17 protein-coding genes and 2 tRNA genes are annotated in these 21,057 nt (G+C 39.5%); 6 read left to right on the forward strand and 13 right to left on the reverse strand.

Going from position 1 to position 21,057, the window contains the following annotated elements:
* Positions 1 to 6: 6 nt before the first annotated feature.
* From ACKGJN_RS00945 to ACKGJN_RS00970, 6 genes are all read right to left on the reverse strand, one after another.
* Positions 7 to 1,326: an HTTM domain-containing protein gene (locus ACKGJN_RS00945; protein ID WP_409537543.1), complete on the reverse strand. Its 1,320-nt coding sequence runs from the start codon at positions 1,324 to 1,326 to the stop codon at positions 7 to 9.
* Entirely contained in the window at positions 1,316 to 2,254 is a 939-nt protein-coding gene (locus ACKGJN_RS00950; RefSeq protein WP_409537544.1) for a bifunctional riboflavin kinase/FAD synthetase, read from the reverse strand. Before ACKGJN_RS00950 ends, ACKGJN_RS00945 begins: the two co-directional genes overlap by 11 nt.
* Positions 2,255 to 2,261: 7 nt before the next feature.
* A complete protein-coding gene (pth, locus tag ACKGJN_RS00955; protein WP_409537564.1) occupies positions 2,262 to 2,888 on the reverse strand; it encodes an aminoacyl-tRNA hydrolase in 627 nt (208 codons plus the stop codon).
* A 148-nt stretch (positions 2,889 to 3,036) separates the two neighbouring features.
* Positions 3,037 to 3,678: a 50S ribosomal protein L25/general stress protein Ctc gene (locus ACKGJN_RS00960; RefSeq protein ID WP_409537545.1), complete on the reverse strand. Its 642-nt coding sequence runs from the start codon at positions 3,676 to 3,678 to the stop codon at positions 3,037 to 3,039.
* 261 nt (positions 3,679 to 3,939) lie between these two features.
* The gene (locus ACKGJN_RS00965; RefSeq protein WP_409537546.1) at positions 3,940 to 5,454 is read right to left on the reverse strand and encodes a M20/M25/M40 family metallo-hydrolase; all 1,515 of its coding nucleotides are present in this window, start codon (positions 5,452 to 5,454) and stop codon (positions 3,940 to 3,942) included.
* Between the two features lie 212 nt (positions 5,455 to 5,666).
* Positions 5,667 to 6,608, reverse strand: coding sequence for a ribose-phosphate pyrophosphokinase (locus ACKGJN_RS00970; protein WP_409537547.1), 942 nt, complete (start codon positions 6,606 to 6,608; stop codon positions 5,667 to 5,669).
* A gap of 253 nt (positions 6,609 to 6,861) precedes the next feature.
* Here ACKGJN_RS00970 and ACKGJN_RS00975 point away from each other — a divergent pair, with 253 nt between their 5' ends.
* The 4 genes from ACKGJN_RS00975 (at position 6,862) to ACKGJN_RS00990 (ending at position 8,896) form a co-directional block, all read left to right on the forward strand.
* Complete coding sequence (locus tag ACKGJN_RS00975) at positions 6,862 to 7,353, forward strand: CIA30 family protein (protein WP_409537548.1); 492 nt, start codon at positions 6,862 to 6,864, stop codon at positions 7,351 to 7,353.
* 467 nt (positions 7,354 to 7,820) lie between these two features.
* Positions 7,821 to 7,902 (forward strand) — tRNA-Leu (locus ACKGJN_RS00980).
* Positions 7,903 to 8,038: 136 nt separating this feature from the next.
* Positions 8,039 to 8,455 carry a hypothetical protein gene (locus ACKGJN_RS00985; protein ID WP_409537549.1) on the forward strand — a complete coding sequence of 139 codons (417 nt, stop codon included), beginning with the start codon at positions 8,039 to 8,041 and terminating at the stop codon, positions 8,453 to 8,455.
* A 144-nt stretch (positions 8,456 to 8,599) separates the two neighbouring features.
* Positions 8,600 to 8,896, forward strand: coding sequence for a hypothetical protein (locus ACKGJN_RS00990; RefSeq protein WP_409537550.1), 297 nt, complete (start codon positions 8,600 to 8,602; stop codon positions 8,894 to 8,896).
* 217 nt (positions 8,897 to 9,113) lie between these two features.
* On the opposite strand, the gene ACKGJN_RS00995 is transcribed toward ACKGJN_RS00990, so the two are convergent.
* From ACKGJN_RS00995 to ACKGJN_RS01025, 7 genes are all read right to left on the reverse strand, one after another.
* Positions 9,114 to 9,188, reverse strand: a tRNA-Val gene (locus tag ACKGJN_RS00995).
* A gap of 69 nt (positions 9,189 to 9,257) precedes the next feature.
* Positions 9,258 to 10,478, reverse strand: a complete 1,221-nt coding sequence (locus ACKGJN_RS01000) for a bifunctional folylpolyglutamate synthase/dihydrofolate synthase (protein ID WP_409537551.1) — start codon at positions 10,476 to 10,478, stop codon at positions 9,258 to 9,260.
* Positions 10,478 to 11,296 carry an energy transducer TonB gene (locus ACKGJN_RS01005; RefSeq protein WP_409537552.1) on the reverse strand — a complete coding sequence of 273 codons (819 nt, stop codon included), beginning with the start codon at positions 11,294 to 11,296 and terminating at the stop codon, positions 10,478 to 10,480. Before ACKGJN_RS01005 ends, ACKGJN_RS01000 begins: the two co-directional genes overlap by 1 nt.
* Before the next feature lie 19 nt (positions 11,297 to 11,315).
* Positions 11,316 to 11,717 carry an ExbD/TolR family protein gene (locus tag ACKGJN_RS01010; RefSeq protein WP_409537553.1) on the reverse strand — a complete coding sequence of 134 codons (402 nt, stop codon included), beginning with the start codon at positions 11,715 to 11,717 and terminating at the stop codon, positions 11,316 to 11,318.
* Between the two features lies 1 nt (position 11,718).
* Positions 11,719 to 12,420, reverse strand: a complete 702-nt coding sequence (locus ACKGJN_RS01015; protein ID WP_409537554.1) for a MotA/TolQ/ExbB proton channel family protein — start codon at positions 12,418 to 12,420, stop codon at positions 11,719 to 11,721.
* Positions 12,421 to 12,481: 61 nt separating this feature from the next.
* Positions 12,482 to 13,708 carry a Glu/Leu/Phe/Val dehydrogenase dimerization domain-containing protein gene (locus ACKGJN_RS01020; protein WP_409537555.1) on the reverse strand — a complete coding sequence of 409 codons (1,227 nt, stop codon included), beginning with the start codon at positions 13,706 to 13,708 and terminating at the stop codon, positions 12,482 to 12,484.
* Positions 13,709 to 13,863: 155 nt separating this feature from the next.
* On the reverse strand, positions 13,864 to 14,931 hold the full coding sequence (locus ACKGJN_RS01025) for an anhydro-N-acetylmuramic acid kinase (RefSeq protein ID WP_409537556.1): 1,068 nt from the start codon (positions 14,929 to 14,931) through the stop codon (positions 13,864 to 13,866).
* 92 nt (positions 14,932 to 15,023) lie between these two features.
* On the opposite strand from ACKGJN_RS01025, the gene ACKGJN_RS01030 reads away from it, so the two are divergent.
* Together ACKGJN_RS01030 and gltB are read left to right on the forward strand one after the other, a co-directional pair.
* Complete coding sequence (locus tag ACKGJN_RS01030; RefSeq protein WP_409537557.1) at positions 15,024 to 16,166, forward strand: acyl-CoA dehydrogenase family protein; 1,143 nt, start codon at positions 15,024 to 15,026, stop codon at positions 16,164 to 16,166.
* Positions 16,167 to 16,527: 361 nt separating this feature from the next.
* The gene (gltB, locus tag ACKGJN_RS01035; RefSeq protein WP_409537558.1) at positions 16,528 to 21,057 is read left to right on the forward strand and encodes a glutamate synthase large subunit; all 4,530 of its coding nucleotides are present in this window, start codon (positions 16,528 to 16,530) and stop codon (positions 21,055 to 21,057) included.

Below are 21,057 nucleotides of genomic sequence, written 5' to 3' on the forward strand. Positions count from 1 at the left end.
AAAATATCAGTCTAATTTGGAAGGTAAAATCCAGTCATGGTGTTTAAAATGATGCCATTTTTCAGCGGCAATATCCACCTTTGGATCTATAAACCTTCTAAAAGGTCTTCCGTTCACACTTACGCGCGAATCAACAAATACCTGTACGTCCTTTCCTTGTTTCGCATAGTCCCTTTTTAGACGTTGGGAAAATTGCCAGATCATATCCGGTTTTGAATACACAGACCGCATCTGTTTCCGAGATAAATAATTGCTGTCATTTATGTATATAGTGTCATTTTTTCCTTTTTCCACCACTTTAAAAGTGCCACTGGAACTTTTGCTTCTAAGCATCATTCGCCAGCTAAGCCTGTGTCCTTCTTCCGTCCATAACACATTATCCTGAAAAAACCAGTGCCTTAAGGGCAGGGAAATTTGTACGATAAACCATCCGGCCATAACCGCGATGAGGAAATTTCGGTAAGGCGAAATTATGATTTGGTTTTTATTGTAATATGGTTTTTTCTTCCGGAGAAATATGCTGTTTATTTTTTCAGAAGGGAAAAAGAAAAGGATCAACGCTAAAGAGAGGTAAGGAAAAATCCCTATGTGGAAGATAAAACTGTTGAAAAGATGAAAGAAAATGGCCGCTATAAATGCATAAATTCTTGTTTTGCGCCATAGTAATAATGGAATAATAAGCAAATCAAATAAAAACCCAAAACCTGTAATACTATAATGCACCCATGATTGCTGAAGGAACCCACCCACCAGCCAGTAATCTTCCTTAGATCCCATTAAAACCTCTGGGAAGGATCCGTCCATCCAGTCCGGATATATCTTGGCAATTGCAGCGTAGGTGTATACGATCCACATTTGAAGCACAATTACCACCCAAACCCATCGCGGCATCGAAATATCGCGAAGTTTTGGATTTTTCCACGAATCTATGGCCGCATACCTGTTTGCAGGTAAAAAGCTCATAATGATGCACAAGAGCATCAATAAATAATAATGATTGTTATAGGAAGATTTTTGCATCAGGTACACGCCCGTCCACATAATGGTATATGCAATAATCGCGATGCGGTATTTGAAACCTACCATCACCATCAGTCCGAAAAAACCCATTACGCCATAATAATAGAGCATTCCGTCACCGGGAAGAGGTTGCAAAAATTCAAAGCCTATGAAGTTAAAGGTCTCTACAGGCTCCATTAAAGTATGACGGATCCAATTTGTGAAAATTGCCCCAAAAGCTTCCAGTGCGATCAACAAACCAAAAAAGATACGAAACACCACCAGGGCGCTGTTATCTATCCTGGTAAACAACCACTTATTCAGCATAATTATCTTTGATATACTGTGCCGCAAAGGCTTCATCCTGCGTTAACGCAAGTTTCAGGGCATCTATATTGTTAAATTTCTTTTCTTCCCGGATCCAGGTAAGCATTTCAATTTGAAGCTTTTTTCCGTAGAGATCCTGGTCCAGCAAAAAGAAATGGGTTTCAATGGATTTCTTCTCCCCTCCCACAGTAGGATTAAAGCCTATGTTCATCATTCCAAAATAGGGAATCTCATCAATTTCTGCACGCACTACATAAACGCCATTTTTGGGGATGAGTTTATAGTCTTCCTCTATTTTTAAATTGGCCGTTGGATATCCAAAATCCTTTCCTAGCCCCTTTCCTTCTACCACTGTTCCGGTAAGCATAAAGGGAGTTTTTAAATATTGGTTGGCCTTTTCCACCCTTCCTTCTAAAAGGGCTTTTCGAATCTTTGTGGAACTTACCGCTACCTCATCTATATCCTGCTTTCCAATTTCTTCTACCTCAAAATCAAATTGTTCTCCAAATTCCCGCAGGGTATTGATATCGGCGGTTCGGTTTCTTCCAAACCTGTGATCATAGCCAATAACCACTTTTTTGGCCTTTAGTTTGTTCACCAGAATATCACGCACAAATTCCAAAGCGGTAAGCCGGGAGAACTGATGCGTAAAAGGATGAATGATCAAATGGTCTACTCCTGTTTTTTCCAGGAGTTGTATGCGTTCTTCTATGGTATTTATAAGCTGAATGCCGCTTTCCTTTTGAAGGACCATTCGCGGATGCGGAAAAAATGTGAGTATAGCCGATTCCATCCTGCTTATTTTAGCTGAAGCTACGAGGCGTTCGATAATTTTTTGATGTCCAACGTGAACCCCGTCGAAAGTTCCAATAGTGATTACCGTGGGATGGTCGCCTTTAAAAGCATTTACTCCTTTATGTTGTTTCAAGAGAGAATTATTTTCCGTTAAAAGTATTCATTGTATTGTTGAGCCCTGCTGTGCCAAATGACTTGATAGCCTCTGCTGCCTTTTCCAGCCGCTCGGGCATTAATTTCAATTCCTCTTCTCCCCATTCGCCCAACACATAATTCACCTGGTTTCCCTTGGAAAACTCATCGCTAATCCCAAAACGGAACCGGTTATAGTTGGTGGTGTTTAAATGGGCCTGTATATCTTTTAAGCCATTGTGCCCGCCATCACTGCCTTTGGTTTTTATACGAAAGGTTCCAAAACTTAAGTTGAGATCATCTGTGACTACCATGAGATTTTCCAGCGGAATTTTCTCCTTGGTAAGCCAGTAATTAACCGCTTTCCCACTTAAATTCATAAATGTACTGGGTTTTAAAAGGATAAAAGTGCGGCCTTTGAATTTAAAGGAAGTTATTTCACCCAGTTTTTGGGTAGAAAAAGAAACCCCTTCTTTTTCGGCTAAATGATCCAGAATTTTAAATCCGATATTATGCCTGGTATGATGATATTTCGGGCCAACATTCCCCAAGCCTGCAATCAAAAATTTTTTCATAGGATCTGTTTGTTCCTGTGGTTGTTTTTTGCTCAATAATCTTCCGAAGAAAGGCAGCATCTTATTAATTTTGGTAAATATAAAAATTAATAAATTTCTTTTCATAGTCACGGATTGCAAATCCGTGTTTTCATCGGCGCCATCCTCAAAAACAAAACATCCCAACCTTTTCAGATTGGGATGTTTACATTCTTGTAAAAAAAGAGATTTATTCTTTTTCTTCAGTTGCTCCTTCGGTTTCAGCTTCAGTAGCCGGCACTTCTCCTTCTGGCACTTCTTCTTCTTCCTCTTCAAGATCTGCAATAAGGTTACGTGAGGTTTTCACCTGACAAATCACAGTATTATCTGGATGTTGAACGATAAAATCGTCACTTTTAATTTCGGTTACATAAAGTTTGTTTCCAATTTTAAGTTTGGTAACATCTGCTTTAATGTAATCTGGAAGTTTTGCTGGAATACCTTTTACCTTTAAACGACGAAGGTTGTAACGTAAAACACCACCATTTTTAACCCCACGTGCCACACCTTCAGTGTGAATTGGGATTTCCATAGTAATTTCACTGTCTTCGAAGATTTGGTAGAAATCCATGTGCAGAATTGCATCGGTTACCGGATGAAACTGGATATCCTGTAAAACGGCATCCATTTTCTCACCAGCAAGATCCAATACTACTGTATGCACATCGGGGGTGTAAATTAAACCTTTAAAGGCACTCTCTTCTGCTGCAAAGTGTAATGGTTCTCCCCCTCCGTATAGTACGCAAGGAACCTGTCCAGCATTACGTAGGGCTTTACTTGCCTTTTTGCCCACGCTTTCTCTTTTAGATCCGTTGATCGTTATTGATTTCATTATAAAAAATTTTAGTGTGCAAAGATGCGATATTTTTTTATGTTTTTAAACTGCTGTGATAGAAATATTTTTGAAGTTAAAATTAATAATTCCCCCTGTGTTTCTCCCGGCTCGTTAATGATAATAAAAACGTTCACTCTTTATCGCCGTTATCCTCCATTTACATGATACCATCTCTTTACCCGAATTGACAGAAAACAAGGCACAACCAAAAACAAGTAACAAAACCGGGAATCTAATATTGGTAAAAACCACAACCGTTTAATCCAAACTCTCTGTCAATATCGCAAGCATGGTTTTAATTCCATCCTTATAATTTCCCAGCCTAATATTTTCGTTGGGAGAATGCTGATTATTATCAGGGTTTACGGTAACAACCGTTACTGCAGGAATACCCAGAGCGTCGACAAAAGGCGAGATGGGGATAGAGCCGCCACCCATTCTAATTTTTACAGGACTGCTGCCAAAAGCTTTTCGATATGCTTTATCGAGCCACAACCCTGGCTCGGAATCGAAGGGAGTTCTAAAAGCCTGGTAAGAAATTTTCCCCTCCCATTTTACCATTTTTGGATGCTGCATCCTTTCCTCATCTGTAGGATCTTTTTCAATGATTTGGTATCCCTGCTTTTTAATATGATCTTTTATGAGCTTAAACAGTCTATCCGGATCACTCTCCGGCACCAGCCGTACATCGATCTCTGCGATTGCTTCAGAAGGCACTATAGTTCTTGCCTCGTCTCCTACATATCCCGATTGAAGGCCGCGTATATTAAGTGACGGATACTGAATTGATTCCTGATAAGTATTTCCAACATTATCCTTACGGGCGATACCCAGCTTTTTCTGAATGGCTTTCTCATCATCGGGCACCTGTTCCAGAATGGCTTTTTCTTTTGAAGTGAGTTCTATGCCGTCATAATAACCGGGAATACTTACCCGCCCGTTGTCATCTTTCATAGATGCCAGTAACTGCGCTATCCCAAGCGCAGGATTGGGAGCGTAATTACCGTAATGCCCGCTGTGCTGCGGGGCTTTGGGTCCATAGACGGTGAGAGTAATAGTGGATATTCCTCTTGCGCCAAAACTAAGAGTGGGCTCATTGCTTTGATGCCGGGGCCCATCCATGATGAGCATCATATCCGCTTTTAGTTTATCTTTATGCTTCACAACCGCATTAGGTAAGTGCGGGGAGCCCAGTTCCTCTTCAAAATCCAGGATGACCTTTATGTTGTAATCCGGATGCTTATTCATCATTGGCAAAGCATCCCACGCAGTAAGAAACATGGCAATAGGCCCTTTATCATCAGATGCCGACCGTGCAAAGATCCTCCACTCCTCATCATAAGCATTCTGTAAGGTTTCCATGGGAATGGCAGTCCAGCCGCTCCCGTCGTTTTTTTTAAGGACAGGATTATATGGACTTTCCTGATTCCACTTTGAAGGATCAACTGATTGTCCGTCGACGTGAAAATAGATTAAAACTGTTTTTTTTGCCTGGGGGGATTTCTTTTCCAGCAGCAATAATGGAACTCCGTTGGTTTCCAGGGTTTCTGATTTAAACCCTCTCTTTTCAAAGTTCTCCCTGCTCCATTCTATATTTTTCTCCAATTGTTCCGGAAAATGGGAATCGTTGGGAATGGCAACAAGTTCATTTAAAATTGAGATTCCGTGAAGGAAATAGTCTCCAGCTACAGAATCGAGGTGTTTTGAACCGGATTGTGCGGTGGCGACATAAGAGCAAAGTCCGCATACAATAGTGATGAGGTGTTTTTTCAAAATTAAATGATTTTAAATGCAACCTAAGGGAAAAAAAACCATTAGGCACTTATTATGAGTTGGTTAAAGGTTAAAGATTAAAAAAACCCAGAGTTAAAAAAGAGCAGGGAACCAGAACCTAGCACTACAAAGCCTGTTTTTAGATCCCAAATTTCAAACCTACAATGTTCTTTACCTTATCAAACAATCCCATTGAACTTTTTAACTTTGAATTACATAATAAACTTGGAGCTTATCGATTTGTTATGATGTACACTTTTCATGACATCGGCAAATAAATCGGCACAGCTTACAACCCTTATTTTTCTGCTTTCCTTTTTCAGCGGAATAGAATCGGTAACGATCAACTCCTCTAATTTTGAATTTTCAATCCGTTCGTATGCTTCTCCGGAAAGCACAGGATGTGTACAAATAGCACGTACACTTATGGCTCCGCGTTCCATCATAAGATTTGCAGCAGCGGAAAGTGTTCCGGCGGTATCCACCATATCATCTACCAAAACCACATTTTTCCCGGTCACATCTCCAATTAGTTCCATATGGGAGATTATATTGGCTTTTGCGCGTTGCTTATAACAAATCACCACGTCGCTTTCCAAAGCCTTGGAATAGGCATAAGCCCTTTTAGAACCTCCCATATCCGGGGAAGCGATGGTAAGATTGTCAAGATTGAGACTTCTTAAATAAGGTAGGAAAACGGTAGAAGCGTACAGGTGATCTACAGGTTTTTCAAAGAATCCCTGGATTTGATCGGCGTGAAGATCCATCGTGATGATCCTGGTTGCACCTGCGGTTTCCAAAATACTGGCTACCATTTTTGCGGCGATTGGAACCCGGGGTTTATCTTTTCTATCCTGACGGGCCCATCCAAAGTAAGGAAGTACCGCGGTGATATGTCTTGCCGAAGCTCTTTTTGCCGCATCCAGCATAAGGAGCATCTCCATAAGGTGATCGGCTCCGGGATTCGTGGAACCAATTATGAAAACCCGGGATCCCCGAACCGATTCTTCAAAAGATGGCTGAAATTCGCCATCGCTATAGGTACTGGTAATTACCTTTCCCAGTTTTGTGCCGAATGCAGCGGCAATTTTTTCAGATAATTCTGTGCTTTGCGTACAGCTAAAAATTTTGGCTTCGGTAGTGGCTTCTGACATGGTTGTGTTGTGTTTGAGGGTTTTTTGTTGTGCTTATGTTGTGTGACCCCAAATTTATAAATTTATTCTTTCAGAAAGGGCTTTGGCAGAAGCTACTTCTTGTTAAAAGTTAGGATTGCAGCAAGGACCCCATAAAGAAAGGGGAATTTACTCCCATCCTTAAATCCCAATATGGTTTTTCATCAGAAAAATCTTAACTTTAAAACAGAAATGTTTCAACAGCTATACCTTTTAATCCTAATACCATTAAATTATGAGCAGATTACTCCTTTTTGACTTTAGTTCAGCTGATAATTGGTCGGGTTGGGAAGTACAAAATGATGTAGTGATGGGAGGAAATTCTTTCAGTAAACTGGAACGCAGCGTTGAAGGGAATGCCATTTTTAAAGGCACTGTTACTTTGGAAAACAATGGAGGATTCGCTTCGGTGCATTATCATTTTGCGCCTAAAGATATCAAGGCTTATAAAAAAGCGCTTATTATTTTGAAAGGGGACGGAAAGGATTATCAGTTCAGAATAAAATTTGATTTAAAAGACAGGGCTTCCTACGTATACACTATTAAAACTACCGGAGATTGGCAAACCGTGGAGGTTCCGCTATATAAAATGGAACCGGTGTACCGCGGGGAAAAAATGAATATACCTAACTTTTCAGCCGATGAGATTCAGGAAATTCGGTTTTTAATAGGAAATAAAACGGCAGAGGATTTCCGGCTTGAAATTGACCAGATCGAGCTGAAGTAAGTTCTGAAATCAAAAACCTACGGGAACCTGCCCGTCCGTCAGGCGGGTTAAATCCTCAATGAGGGATTAAACAAGTTTTTATTTATGGTTAATGGCAAACCATTGCAGAATATAAACTGCTACTTTTTTTTGCAATAATCCCATAACCGGAATAAAAAATTCAGTACTGTCCGGTAAAGAATCAAGAACCAAGACTTAATTTTAATTAACCGATAAACATTTAGTTATGATTTCTATTTTTTTCAGAACACTTTAATTATCAGTAAAATTTATAAAAGTAAGGTCTATTTCTAAAAATTTCATGTGATCGCCCAATGGAGGTATGGTCTCAGCTTTAACAAAAATGTGTACCGGACAACAATGAAAAAAAATTAAAAAATCACTTCAGCCTGTGCTTAAGCTGTTTGTAAAAAAAACAGAAAAAACCGTGTTGCAAAGGGAAATTTTTATAGTTTTGCCTTCCACAAGCTCGAGTGGCGGAATTGGTAGACGCGCTGGATTCAAAATCCAGTATTTTCGGATGTGCGGGTTCAAGTCCCGCCTCGAGTACTTTAAAAACCTGTATTTGCCCTATTTATAAGGCTTTACAGGTTTTTTATTTTTAATCTTCCAAACATATTCTAAAAAAGGAATAATAATGAAATTGCCGTTATTCCCGGGTTCATACTAAGGTAATCCTAACACTATGAGAGAAAAAATTAAATTGATATTTGCTTTGACTTTTCTAATAAATATAAATCTTCTGTTTGGACAAAATTTTCAAATATTAAATAACCTTCCTCCCACCAATGAGGTAAGAGCACCTGAATTTAACACCATAAAAACATTTTATTTTAAAGTTGACTCTATAAATAATAATTTAATTGTTCAAGACTTAAGAAGTTCAAAAAATGGAGAAATTCATTTTTATCAATCGCTTTATGAAATACCATTGAAGGAATTCAATAAAAGCAGCTTTAAAGTTTCAAAAGGTTTTGAAAATGAATTACAATTAATTATTAGCTCTAAAGACACTTCCATTCTTAAATATATGTTTCAAAATGGGAAAGTTGTATCAATAAGCGGGGTAAATAGAATTAGTTTAGGTAATTGGGACTATTGAACGGATTTATCTAACATATTAAAAAACGATATTGAAACTGTTACTGTTAATCTTCCCATAGCAACATCAGATTCAGAAAAATCGGAAAACCTCCTTCAAAAATTTAAATATATTGGAAAACAAGTTCGGGCAATTAATGCAAAAATGGACAAAGATTTGACAATTGGAACTGGGTACTATCTAGGACAAATAGAAAATACAAATTTTAATGTCAAAAAAATAAAAAAGGCTTTAAAAACTCAAAATATAACTTATACTTTTCCTTTACCAATTATTATTTATGCTGATAAAAACGGAGGTATTGAATCAATTTTTATTGGTAACAAACCATATAAGAAATACTTTCAAATTGATTTATCCACCTTCAAACCGTTGAAACCATTAATTTTTGAAAATAATAATGTACCCGCAAAATATATATTTTTATTGACTAATAATTAACGTGCTACAACATCGGTTTTTCGCTTCCGGGCTTCATTTTAAAAAAGGAACAAGTGATTGTGTTCTTGAGTTTATGAAAAACCGCAACTTGCTGTTCCTGCCCTGAAACCAGGGAATTATGGAAAAGAGGTTGGAAAATCACACAACTTTTGGTCTTGATCCACCAAAATGCCTTAAAATCAAAAAAGACCTCCTTTCGGAAGTCTTTTTCTTTATGTGGGCAATGAGGGATTCGAACCCCCGACCCCCTCGGTGTAAACGAGGTGCTCTGAACCAACTGAGCTAATTGCCCGCTATCGCTTGATTGCGGATGCAAATATAGGCTACTTTTTGAATACCACAAACAAAATTTAAATAAAAATTAAATTATTTCTGCAACGGTAAACGTACTGCCTCCAACATATATTACATCACACTTTTGTGCTTCCGACAAAGCTTTTTGATAGGCATTTGAAACTGAAGAATATACACTTCCAATAAGTTCATATTTCAATGCCTCATCTCTTAAATAATCGGCATCCATTCCCCTTGGAACATTTGGTCGACAAAAATAATAAGTTGCCTCTTTTGGGAATAATGGCAGTATTTTTTCCAGATCCTTATCACTTACAACCCCAAGAACTATATGCAATTTCCTGAAATCCTCTTTCAATAATTGCTTCATCACATAAACAAGTCCTTCGGCATTATGGGCAGTATCACATATCACCTTGGGGTTTGTTTGCAAAATATCCCATCTGCCGCGCAATCCTGTATTTTCTTTAACCTTCAGCAAGCCTCTATAAATGTTTTCTTCAGAAATATTAAATCCGTTCTTATTTAATTTCCGGATTGCAGTTACAACGGTTTGTATATTTTTTGTCTGGTAATCCCCCGTGAGGTCTGAAGAATAGTTTTCAGCATTAAGATCTTCAGCAAAAATAATTTCTGAATTTAATCGCCTGGCAGTTTCATTAAAAACAGCTTTGGTTTCCACCTGGTTTTCTCCAATAACAACAGGAATTCCGGGTTTGATAATGCCTGCCTTTTCAAATGCGATCTCCTCCAGGGTATCTCCAAGCATTTGCACATGGTCCATCCCTATATTGGTGATAACTGAAAGGATTGGGGTGATAATATTTGTAGAATCCAGTCTGCCACCCAATCCAACCTCTACGACGGCGATATCCACTTTTTCCCGGCTAAAATGATCAAAAGCCATCCCAACTGTCATCTCGAAGAAAGAAAGCTTATGATCCTCTAAAAACGACCTGTTCTCATCTATGAACCGGATCACGGTAGCTTCAGAAATTTCCTTCCCATCAATCTGTATCCGCTCCCTGAAATCCTTTAAATGAGGTGAAGTGTACAAGCCCACTTTATATCCGGATTCCTGTAAAACAGACGCCATCATATGGCTGGTGGATCCTTTTCCATTGGTTCCGGCTACATGGATAGCTTTAAAATTAAGATGTGGGTTGTTTAGTTTTTCAGAAAAACCAAGAATATTGGTGAGGTTTTTTTTAAACGCATCGGCGCCAATTCGCTGATACATGGGCAACTGCTGAAACATCCATTCCACAGTTTGAGAATAATTTGGCACTATTCAGATAATTTAAAGTTATAGGTAATTGTTCCCACCTGCTTTGAAGGAGCTTTGGAATCGCTGTTAAATCTTGTTGCAAGGGCTGCACGCCTGGCGGGATCTGTCAAACAAGGATTGTTGTTGGTAGTTCCCTTAACGCCCGGGATTGCTTTAGTAACCTGCCCGCTTTGATTCACTTCAATTTGAACAACCACAAGACCAGATTCATTACAATCCTGAACAATTCGTTCTTTATTTAAAGCACGTCTTCCACCTAACCGGTAATTCCCATCTCCATCCAGCCCCATTCCATTTCCATAATAAGAACTGGCATTGGGATCTCCATCCCTGCTTCCTTTATCGCCTGCGGCCTGGTCGTTTCCTTCCCCGCCAGTGGCAGTTCCGTCACTTCTTGGACCGTTTAAAATACTGCTAAGCGCATCGGAAGTAGATTTTTCGGGTGTGGGATCCGGTTGTTTTACAGGCTCCACTTTTTTAGGCTCCACAGGTTTTTGCTGAACAACAGGTTTTTTTTCTGCTTTCTTTTCAATAACCGGGGCTTCCACATTTTCCTGGGTTACCACTTCTTCCACTACCGGTTTGGGTTGAGAAACAACCGGACTAGTGGTAGGTTTAGGAGCAGATTTAACCGGCTCTGTAGGCTGATTTTCTCCTGAACCAACTTCAGAAGTTCCAAAATTAATGGCGATGCCATTTTCCGGTGGGGGATCCAGATATTTCAATCCGAAAAAAATCAACAATAAAATAAGCAACACGTGCAGGGTTACCGTGATGGCAAGAGATTTCTTTTCGTGTTTGGTATCTATAAGGCTCACTTATTTCTGGTTCTAAATATTAATTTGTCTTTTCGGGCTTCACCGCAAGTACTATTTTGTACCTGTTTCTGTTTGCAATATCCATCACGTTTACCGCTTTTTCAATCGGCACTCCTTCTTCTGCGCGTAAAATAATCGTTGGGTCTTCTACTCCCACCAATTTTTGCTTAAGCAATCCTTCCAAGGCTGAACTGCTAACGCGTTTATCATTGATATAGAATTGAAGGTCCTTGGTGATACTTACCGATATATTTTGAACGGTGGTTGTTTTACCGCTTGCTTTTGGCAGGATTAAATCAAGAGCTTCCGGCGTGATCGCCGGAGAGGTAAGCATAAAGAAAATCAATAACAGGAAAACAATATCTGTCATGGAGCTCATGCTAAAATCGGCGCTAATTTTATTTCTACTTCTTAAGTTCATATTAAGCAGGTTCGTTTAGCAGGTCAAGGAAATCTACCGTGGAAGCTTCCATTTGATGCACTACTTTGTCGGTTTTTACAACTAAATGGTTATATCCTATATAGGCTATAATACCAACAATTAATCCGGCAACTGTAGTTGTCATCGCGGTATAAATACCTTCAGCAAGAACTCCCATTTCAGCCTGGCCACTACTTGTTGCAAGTGCGTGAAATGCCAATACCATACCAATTACAGTTCCAAGGAACCCAATCATAGGTGCAGCACCTGCAATTGTTGCCAGGATGCTCACATTTTTTTCCAGTTTATACACTTCCAGCCTTCCTGCATTTTCAATGGCCGTATTGATATCCTCCAAAGGACTCCCAATTCTGGAAATTCCTTTTTCGGTCAATCTGGCAACCGGGGAATTTGTTTGGGCACATCGTATCTTTGCAGCTTCGATATTCCCGTTCAAAACACTGTCCTTTATTTGAAGCATAAAATTCTGATCTACTTCCGTAGCTGCCTTGATTGCAAAAAGCCTTTCAAAATAAATGTAAACTGCTACAAACAGTAACACAAATAAAATACCGATAATAATCTGGCCACCCAGGCCACCACTCATCATCAAATCAAACATCGAAAGGGTTTTTTCTTCTACGACCGGCTCCACCTCTAGGGCTGTTTGTGCCAGGTCATCCTGCTGGAAAAAGTATAGCATAAATTGATTTAGGTTTTTAAGTGTAACGTGAGAAACTATTTTTAATTGTAAAAAAATTAAATTATACAAGCTGTTTTAACGCAATTTCAAATGCAGTTCGGCTAATATTTGTTTTTGAACTGTTATGATCGAAGGTGTTTTGTATCGCATTCTTTATGGTGATGGAAGTATCGTTAAAAATTGCCTCATCTGTCATTTGAACTTTTCGCTCCATGAAATAAGCAAAAACGCGGGCCATCCCACAATTTGCGATAAAATCGGGTATAACGCTTACTTTTTCATCTATATGCTCCATTACAGGACCAAAAAATATTTCTTTATCTGAAAAAGGAACGTTTGCTCCGCTTGATATCACCTCTAATCCACCCTCAATAAGCTGCTCAACCTGAGATTGATTCACCAGTCTGGAACCTGCACAAGGTGCGAAAATCTCTGCATTTAAGCTCCATATCTTTTCATTCATTTCTTCAAACGGAATCAGGTTGGGGTGTTTTAAAGCATTCCCATCTTTATTCAAAAATAAATCCCTGACCTCTTCAAAAGAGAAGCCATCCACATTAATTAATCCGCCCACTCTGTCAATAATCCCTATAACTTTCACCCCCATTTGCGAAAGATAAAATGCCGCGGCAGAGCCTACATTTCCAAAGCCCTGTACGATGGCTCTTTTACCAACCAGGTCACCTCCGTAAATATCATAATAATGTTTTACAGCTTCGGCAACGCCGTACCCGGTAATCATATCGGCAACCGTATATTTTCTGCTTATATCCGGAGAAAACTGCGAATTTTCCAGAACTTTAATCACTCCGTGCCGCAACTGACCAATCCGGTTGATTTTATCGGCTTCACTTGGCTGAAAATGGCCATTAAAGACTCCTTCCTGGGGATGCCATACCCCACACTCTTCGGTTATTGGAATAACTTCATTGATTTCATCAACATTCATGTCGCCGCCCGTACCGTAATAACTTTTTAACAAAGGGGCAACCGCTTTATACCAACGCTCTAAAACACCTCTTTTCCTGGGATCGGCAGGATCAAAATTGATTCCAGATTTTGCACCTCCAATAGCTGGTCCGGAAACAGTGAATTTCACTTCCATGGTTTTAGCCAGGGAAAGCACCTCATTCATATCAAGCCCTTTTCTCATACGGGTTCCCCCGCCTGCAGCGCCACCTCGTAAGGAATTTATAACAGTCCAGCCTTCAGCTTCAGTTTCCCGGTCTTTCCAGTTAAAAACTATTTCAGGTTGCTTGTTTTCGTATAAATTCAGTAATTCTTTCATGTATTATTCAGTTTGTTCGCAAATATAAAAAACTAACAGCCCCCTTTCCTGATAAATTCGGAATTTTAAGGAATAAAAATCAACACATATTTTTCCGGGTTTTTAATTGTATAATAAGCTTAAAAAAAGCAGTTTTAATTTCATTTCGGGCTATATTATGACGGCAAATATATCATTCCCGAACTATGATCCTGCATTGCCCCGGTTACCGAACTCAAAATATTGATTTCCTCCCTTAGCCGAAGCACTCCAAGAAAACCAAAAATGAGTGCTTCTTTATAATTGATAATTTCTACTGGAGGGATTACAAGTTTGGTGCTGGTCATTTTCTTTAGTTGCTGAATTAAAAACACATTAAAACAGCCCCCTCCGGAAACCAAAACTTCTGAAGCAGCATCGTTCCCCAGTTCCTTCGAAATTTGCAAAGCTATGTGCATACAATAGGTGCGCAAAACAGAAGGAATATCACTTTCATATTTTTTCAGAACAGGAAAAACCTCTTCATTAACCCATTCTATTCCCAGTGATTTTGGTGGCGGCAATTTATAAAAAGATAAGGCTTCCAGTTCCTCCAGCAACTGGGGATTTAGGTGGCCCGATCTTGCAATATCCCCATCTTTGTCATATTCAAACCCAAGTTTTTCAGCATAATAATTCAACACCGTGTTCACGGGGCAAATATCGTAGGCTATTCTTTTTCCTCCTTCAGAAGTTGAAATATTTGCAAATCCGCCAAGATTTAAACAGTAGCTGTATTGGGGAAACAGCAATTCATCTCCCACAGGAACCAGCGGAGCACCCTGTCCGCCCAAAGCCACATCCTGAACACGAAAATCACAAATCACTGTTTGCCCTGTGAGCATAGCCAGTTCCGGAAGGTTTCCTATTTGAAGCGTAATGCCGTTTTCGGGTTCGTGCTTAACCGTATGACCATGGCTACAAACTGCATCAAGATCTGTAATTTCATGTTTTTTAATAAATTCTGAAATAATTCCCGCCAGGTAAGTAGTATAATTTTCATCCAGAGCCTTCAACTCTTCAATATTGAAATTGATAGCCTGTCCTAATTTCTTCTTCCATTCTGAAGTATAAGGAACGGTTTCAGAAGTTATTATCTGAAATTCCCAAGCCTGCTGCTTGTTAAAATGCAGGTATGCAAGGTCAATTCCATCCAGCGATGTGCCGGACATTACTCCAAGCACCTTAAATTCATTTTTTTTCATATTCTCAAAAATAATTATTCTTTACTGAATAATAGGCTTCAAAAACTTATCTTTGTTGTCAAAAAATTGATTTTTCAAAAAATATATACTTAATGGACTTTAAACTTACAGAAGAACATCTAATGATTCGTGATGCAGCAAGGGATTTTGCTAAAAGTGAATTATTAGAGGGTGTGATAGAACGGGATGACAAGCAGGAATTTCCTGCTGCTCAGATTAAAAAAATGGGTGAACTTGGATTTTTAGGGATGATGGCTTCTCCGGAATATGGCGGTGGCGGAATGGATACCGTAGCTTACGTTCTGGCGATGGAAGAAATCTCAAAAATAGATGCTTCAGCCTCTGTAGTGATGTCTGTAAATAATTCTTTGGTATGTTGGGGCTTGGACACCTATGCCAATGATGTGCAAAAAGAAAAATATTTAGCAAAATTAACCACCGGAGAAAAGCTGGGCGCCTTTTGTCTTTCAGAGCCTGAAGCCGGTAGCGATGCTACTTCTCAAAAAACCACGGCAATAGATAAAGGAGACCATTATATTCTCAACGGAACAAAAAACTGGATCACCAATGGAAATTCAGCCGATTACTACCTGGTGATCGCTCAAACCGACCGGGAGAAAAAACATCACGGAATCAATGCTTTTATAGTTGAAAAAACCTGGGCCGGTTTTGAAATTGGGGTCAAGGAAAACAAACTGGGAATTCGCGGGAGCGATACGCATTCTTTGCATTTTAATGATGTGAAAGTCCCAAAAGAAAACAGGATAGGAGTAGATGGTTTCGGATTCAAATTTGCGATGAAAACCCTTTCCGGCGGAAGAATAGGAATTGCAGCCCAGGCTTTGGGAATTGCAGCCGGCGCTTATGAACTGGCTTTGAAATATTCCAAGGTAAGAAAAGCCTTTGGCACCGAAATTTGCAACCATCAGGCAATCGCCTTTAAACTTGCAGACATGCATACTTCTATTGAAGCCGCAAGACATTTGGTAATGAAAGCAGCCTGGGATAAGGATAATGGAGGAGATTACGACCTTTCTGGAGCTATGGCCAAGTTATACGCCTCTAAAGTAGCCATGGATGTTTCGGTTGAAGCGGTTCAGGTTCACGGTGGAAATGGGTATGTTAAGGATTATCACGTAGAACGCCTTATGCGGGACGCGAAGATCACTCAGATTTATGAAGGAACGTCTGAAATTCAAAAAATCGTTATTTCAAGAAGCATCCTGAAAAAATAAAATACTCTTTTTATAAAATCTAAAGCAGCCCCAAAAAGGCTGCTTTTTGCATTTCAATATTTTTTGACCATATTCCCTGTTATCAAATTCTCAAAATACATACATCTAATTATGATATTATCATTTTACAGTCACTAAAATCATATTAATGAATTTAATACATTATTTATGAATAATACTTTCGTTATTAGCAACTGTTTAGATATTTTAGCGATTATATATTAATATAAATTATATGAAATGAGCATATCGGAAACTCTATACAAACACCGATGAAGATATGCGAATTGCTCCCGTTAGTTCGGGTGACCATTAAAAAAACGCTTGTATTGAGCGAAGTCGAAATAATAAAATTTTACATATGAAACCAAAGCAACAGGGACTCTACTCCCCGGAATTTGAGCATGATAATTGTGGAGCAGGATTTATTTGCAATTTAAAAGGAAAGCGTACCAACGACATAATTCATAAGGCACTTGATATATTGATTCGTTTAGAGCACAGGGGTGCTGTTAGTGCCGATGGAAGAACGGGAGATGGGGCAGGTATCCTTATAGAAATCCCTCATGATTTCTTTAAAAAGGAGTGCGAATTTGAACTTCCGGAATTCAATGAATATGCGGTGGGAATGGTTTTTCTTCCACCCTCCGCAAATCAGCGTGAAATTTGCAAATCACAGCTGGAAGAAAAAATAAGGAATCAAAAACTGAAGATTATTGGCTGGAGAGATGTTCCTGTGGATAAATCCTGTCTTGGAAGTATCGCTGCCTTAACCGCACCTTATGTTCAACAGATTTTTATAGGAAAGGATGAAGATCTTTCAAAGGAGGAATTCAATTCCCGGCTTTATGCAGCACGAAAAATTGCAGAACATAAAATTGCGGCATCGGAACTTTCAGAAGCAGATTATTTTTATTTACCAAGTTTATCCACCAATACCATTATTTATAAGGGCCTGCTAATGCCCCAGGATATCAATATCTATTATCCGGATTTAAACGATCCACTGGTAGTTACAAAACTTGCGTTGGTACATCAGCGATTTTCCACAAATACCTTCCCAACCTGGGATTTGGCACAACCTTTTAGATATATGTGCCACAATGGAGAGATCAACACCCTGCGAGGAAACCTAAGCAGGATGAAGGCCCGGGAAGAACTTTTTGAAAGCCCTGTTTTTGGAGATTCCCTAAAGGAAATTTCTCCTGTTACTGCTGAAGGAAAATCTGATTCTGCCTCCATGGATATGGTTTTGGAATTTCTTCTGCATACTGGAAGATCGTTGCCAGAAGCGATTATGATGATGGTTCCTGAAGCCTGGGAAAGAAATCTTTCCATGACCGATGATAAAAAAGCTTTTTACGAATACAATGCCTGTATTATGGAGCCCTGGGATGGCCCGGCATCAATTCCGTTTACCGATGGAAATTACATCGGTGCACTTTTAGACAGAAATGGTTTAAGGCCATCACGATACACCCTTACAAAAGATGGATATGTGGTAATGGCCTCCGAGACCGGAGTTATGGATATCGCACCAGAAAATGTAGAACTTCACGGAAGGCTGGAACCGGGTAGAATGTTCCTGGTAGATATGAATGAAGGCAGGATAATTGGAGATGAAGAATTAAAAACCAAAATTGTAAACCGGCTTCCATACAGGGAATGGCTCGATGAACATTTGCTCCCGCTTTCTAAAGTTCCGTATACAGGAAACAAAACCCCGGTAGAGAAAATAGATTTTAAAACACGTCAACGGCTTTTTGGTTATACCCTGGAGGATATCGGGACTATAATTACCCCAATGGCCACTCAGGGAAAAGAGGCGATTGGCTCCATGGGATCAGACACTCCACTTGCAGTACTTTCAGACAAGCCTCAATTGCTATTTAACTATTTTAAGCAATTATTTGCACAGGTAACAAACCCTCCCCTTGATGGGATTAGGGAAGAAATCGTTACAGATATTAGCCTTGCAATTGGTGAAGACCGGAATATTTTCAATATTTCTCCGCTGCAATGTAAAAAGTTACGCATTCAAAATCCGGTTATTTCCAATGAAGATCTGGATAAAATAAAATATATAGATCAGCCCGGATTTAAAAGTAAAACTATTTCCATATTATATGAGGTTGAAAAAGGTCTTAACGGACTGGAAACCCGTCTTGATGAAATGATAATCGAAATTAATGCTGCGGTAGATGATAAATGTAATATTATAATTCTTTCAGACAGAAATGTAAATCCAAAACTCGCACCTATTCCATCCATTCTGGCGTGTTCTTTTGTACATCATATGGTAAAGAAACACAACCGAAGGTCTTCTTTTGGAATAGTGATAGAATCTGCAGAACCCCGGGAACCACATCATTTTGCCTTGTTGTTTGGGTATGGCGCAAGTGCTGTCAACCCTTATATGGTTAATGAAATTATCCATAAACTGGTAGCCGAAAAGGAAATTGAAATGTTTGATGCTGAAGAAGCTGTTGAAAATTTCAATACTGCCATAGGCAAAGGAATTCTTAAGATTATGAACAAAATTGGTATTTCAACACTGCATTCCTATAGGGGGGCGCAGATATTTGAAATACTTGGACTCAATAAAAAGTTCGTCGACAAGTATTTTTCCAATACAACCACCCGTATTGAAGGAATTGGATTATATGAAGTGGAAAAGGAAATTCAGAAACGTCACGAAAAAGCATTCCTTGAACCTGATACAGAAACCGAAACAGATCTTGATCTGGAAATTGGAGGGGAATATCGCTGGAGAAGAAATGGCGAAAAACATATGTTTAATCCTGCCAGTGTTGCAAAACTTCAGCAAGCGGTCATTCAGAATAATCCTGAAAGCTATGCTGAATATGCCAGGCTTATAAATGACCAAAATGAAAACCTTATGACCATAAGGGGAATGTTCAAGTTCAAACAACTCAATCCAATTCCGCTGGAAGAAGTGGAGCCATGGACAGAGATCGTAAAAAGGTTCAAGACCGGTGCGATGTCCTTAGGAGCTATCAGTAAAGAAGCCCACGAGAATCTGGCAGTTGCAATGAACCGCATTCAGGGAAAAAGCAATTCGGGCGAAGGCGGGGAAGATCCCAGTCGTTTTCACAAAAGCACCGATGGCAACTGGAGGAATTCAGCTATAAAGCAGGTTGCATCAGGAAGATTTGGGGTATCCATTGATTATCTTACCAATGCTACCGAAATTCAGATAAAGATGGCCCAGGGGGCAAAACCTGGAGAAGGAGGTCAATTACCCGGTCCCAAGGTAAATCATGACATTGCAAAGATCAGGAATTCCACTCCGTATGTAGGTCTTATTTCCCCTCCCCCACATCACGATATTTATTCAATTGAAGATCTTGCTCAGCTTATATACGATTTGAAAAATGCTAACAGGGAAGCAAGAATTAATGTAAAACTGGTATCAAAAGTTGGGGTAGGAACAATTGCCGCCGGGGTTGCAAAAGCCAAAGCAGATGTGGTCCTTATTTCAGGATACGATGGAGGTACAGGAGCTTCACCGCTTACTTCCCTGAAACATGCCGGATTACCCTGGGAACTTGGAATAGCAGAAGTTCAGCAAACATTATTATTGAATGACCTAAGAAGCAGGATCGTGGTAGAATGTGATGGACAGCTTAAAACCGGGAGAGATGTTGCCATAGCCTGTTTGCTTGGAGCTGAAGAATTCGGTTTTTCAACAGCACCATTGGTAGCCTCCGGTTGCATCATGATGCGCGCCTGTCATTTAAATACCTGCCCCGTTGGTATTGCTACCCAGGATCCGGAACTAAGGAAAAATTTCAAGGGTACTCCAGAGCATGTGATCAATTTCATGTATTTCGTAGCCCAGGAATTAAGACAAATCATGGCAGACCTCGGTTTCAGGAATTTGAATGAAATGGTTGGACAAAGTCAGAAACTGGAGATGAACAGAGCCATTGAGCATTATAAAGCCCAGGGAATAGATCTTTCAAAAATACTTTATAAGCCGAAAGTAGATGAAAGCAGGACTTTTTACAATACTGAAAAACAAGATCATCATTTGGATAATGTCCTGGATTTTGAAATTTTAAGAAAAGCACATCCGGCGATATACAGGAAAGAAAGCTTGAAACTTTCTTTTCCTATCAACAATACAAACCGAACAACCGGGGCGATAATAAGTAACGAGATCACCAAAATCCATGGGGAAAAAGGCTTGCCGGAAGGCACCCTTCAATTAAATTTCAATGGATCTGCCGGGCAAAGTTTCGGGGCATTTTCTACAAAAGGCCTTTTGCTGAAGGTGGAAGGAAATACCAATGATTACTTCGGAAAAGGCTTAAGCGGTGCTATACTCGCTGTCCAAAAACCAAAACTGGCAACCTTCAAATCCAACGAAAATGTAATTATTGGAAATGTGGCATTGTACGGTGCCACCAATGGGGAAGCCTATATCAATGGAATGGGCGGAGAACGATTCTGCGTAAGAAATTCCGGTGCCAAAGCAGTAATTGAAGGAATTGGCGACCACGGATGTGAATATATGACCGGAGGAATCGCGGTGATCCTTGGTAAAACAGGTAGGAATTTTGCCGCTGGAATGAGCGGAGGTATCGCCTACATCTATAATCCGGAAAGTTCTTTAGACAAGAATAATTTCAATATGGAAATGATCGAATTGGAAAAACCTTCTGAAAAAGATCAGGTGGAATTGAAAAACCTGATAGAAAATCATTTCAGGTATACCGAAAGTGGTATTGCCAAAGAAATATTGGATAACTGGGAAGAAAATTCCGGGAAATTCACAAAGGTAATGCCTGTTGAATACAAGAGGGCCTTGAAACAACTGGAAGAGGAAAGATTAAGAAGAGAAGAAATTGAATTAAAAACAGCATAA

The organism is Gillisia xinjiangensis, assembly GCF_046298265.1.
Classification (GTDB): domain Bacteria; phylum Bacteroidota; class Bacteroidia; order Flavobacteriales; family Flavobacteriaceae; genus Gillisia; species Gillisia xinjiangensis.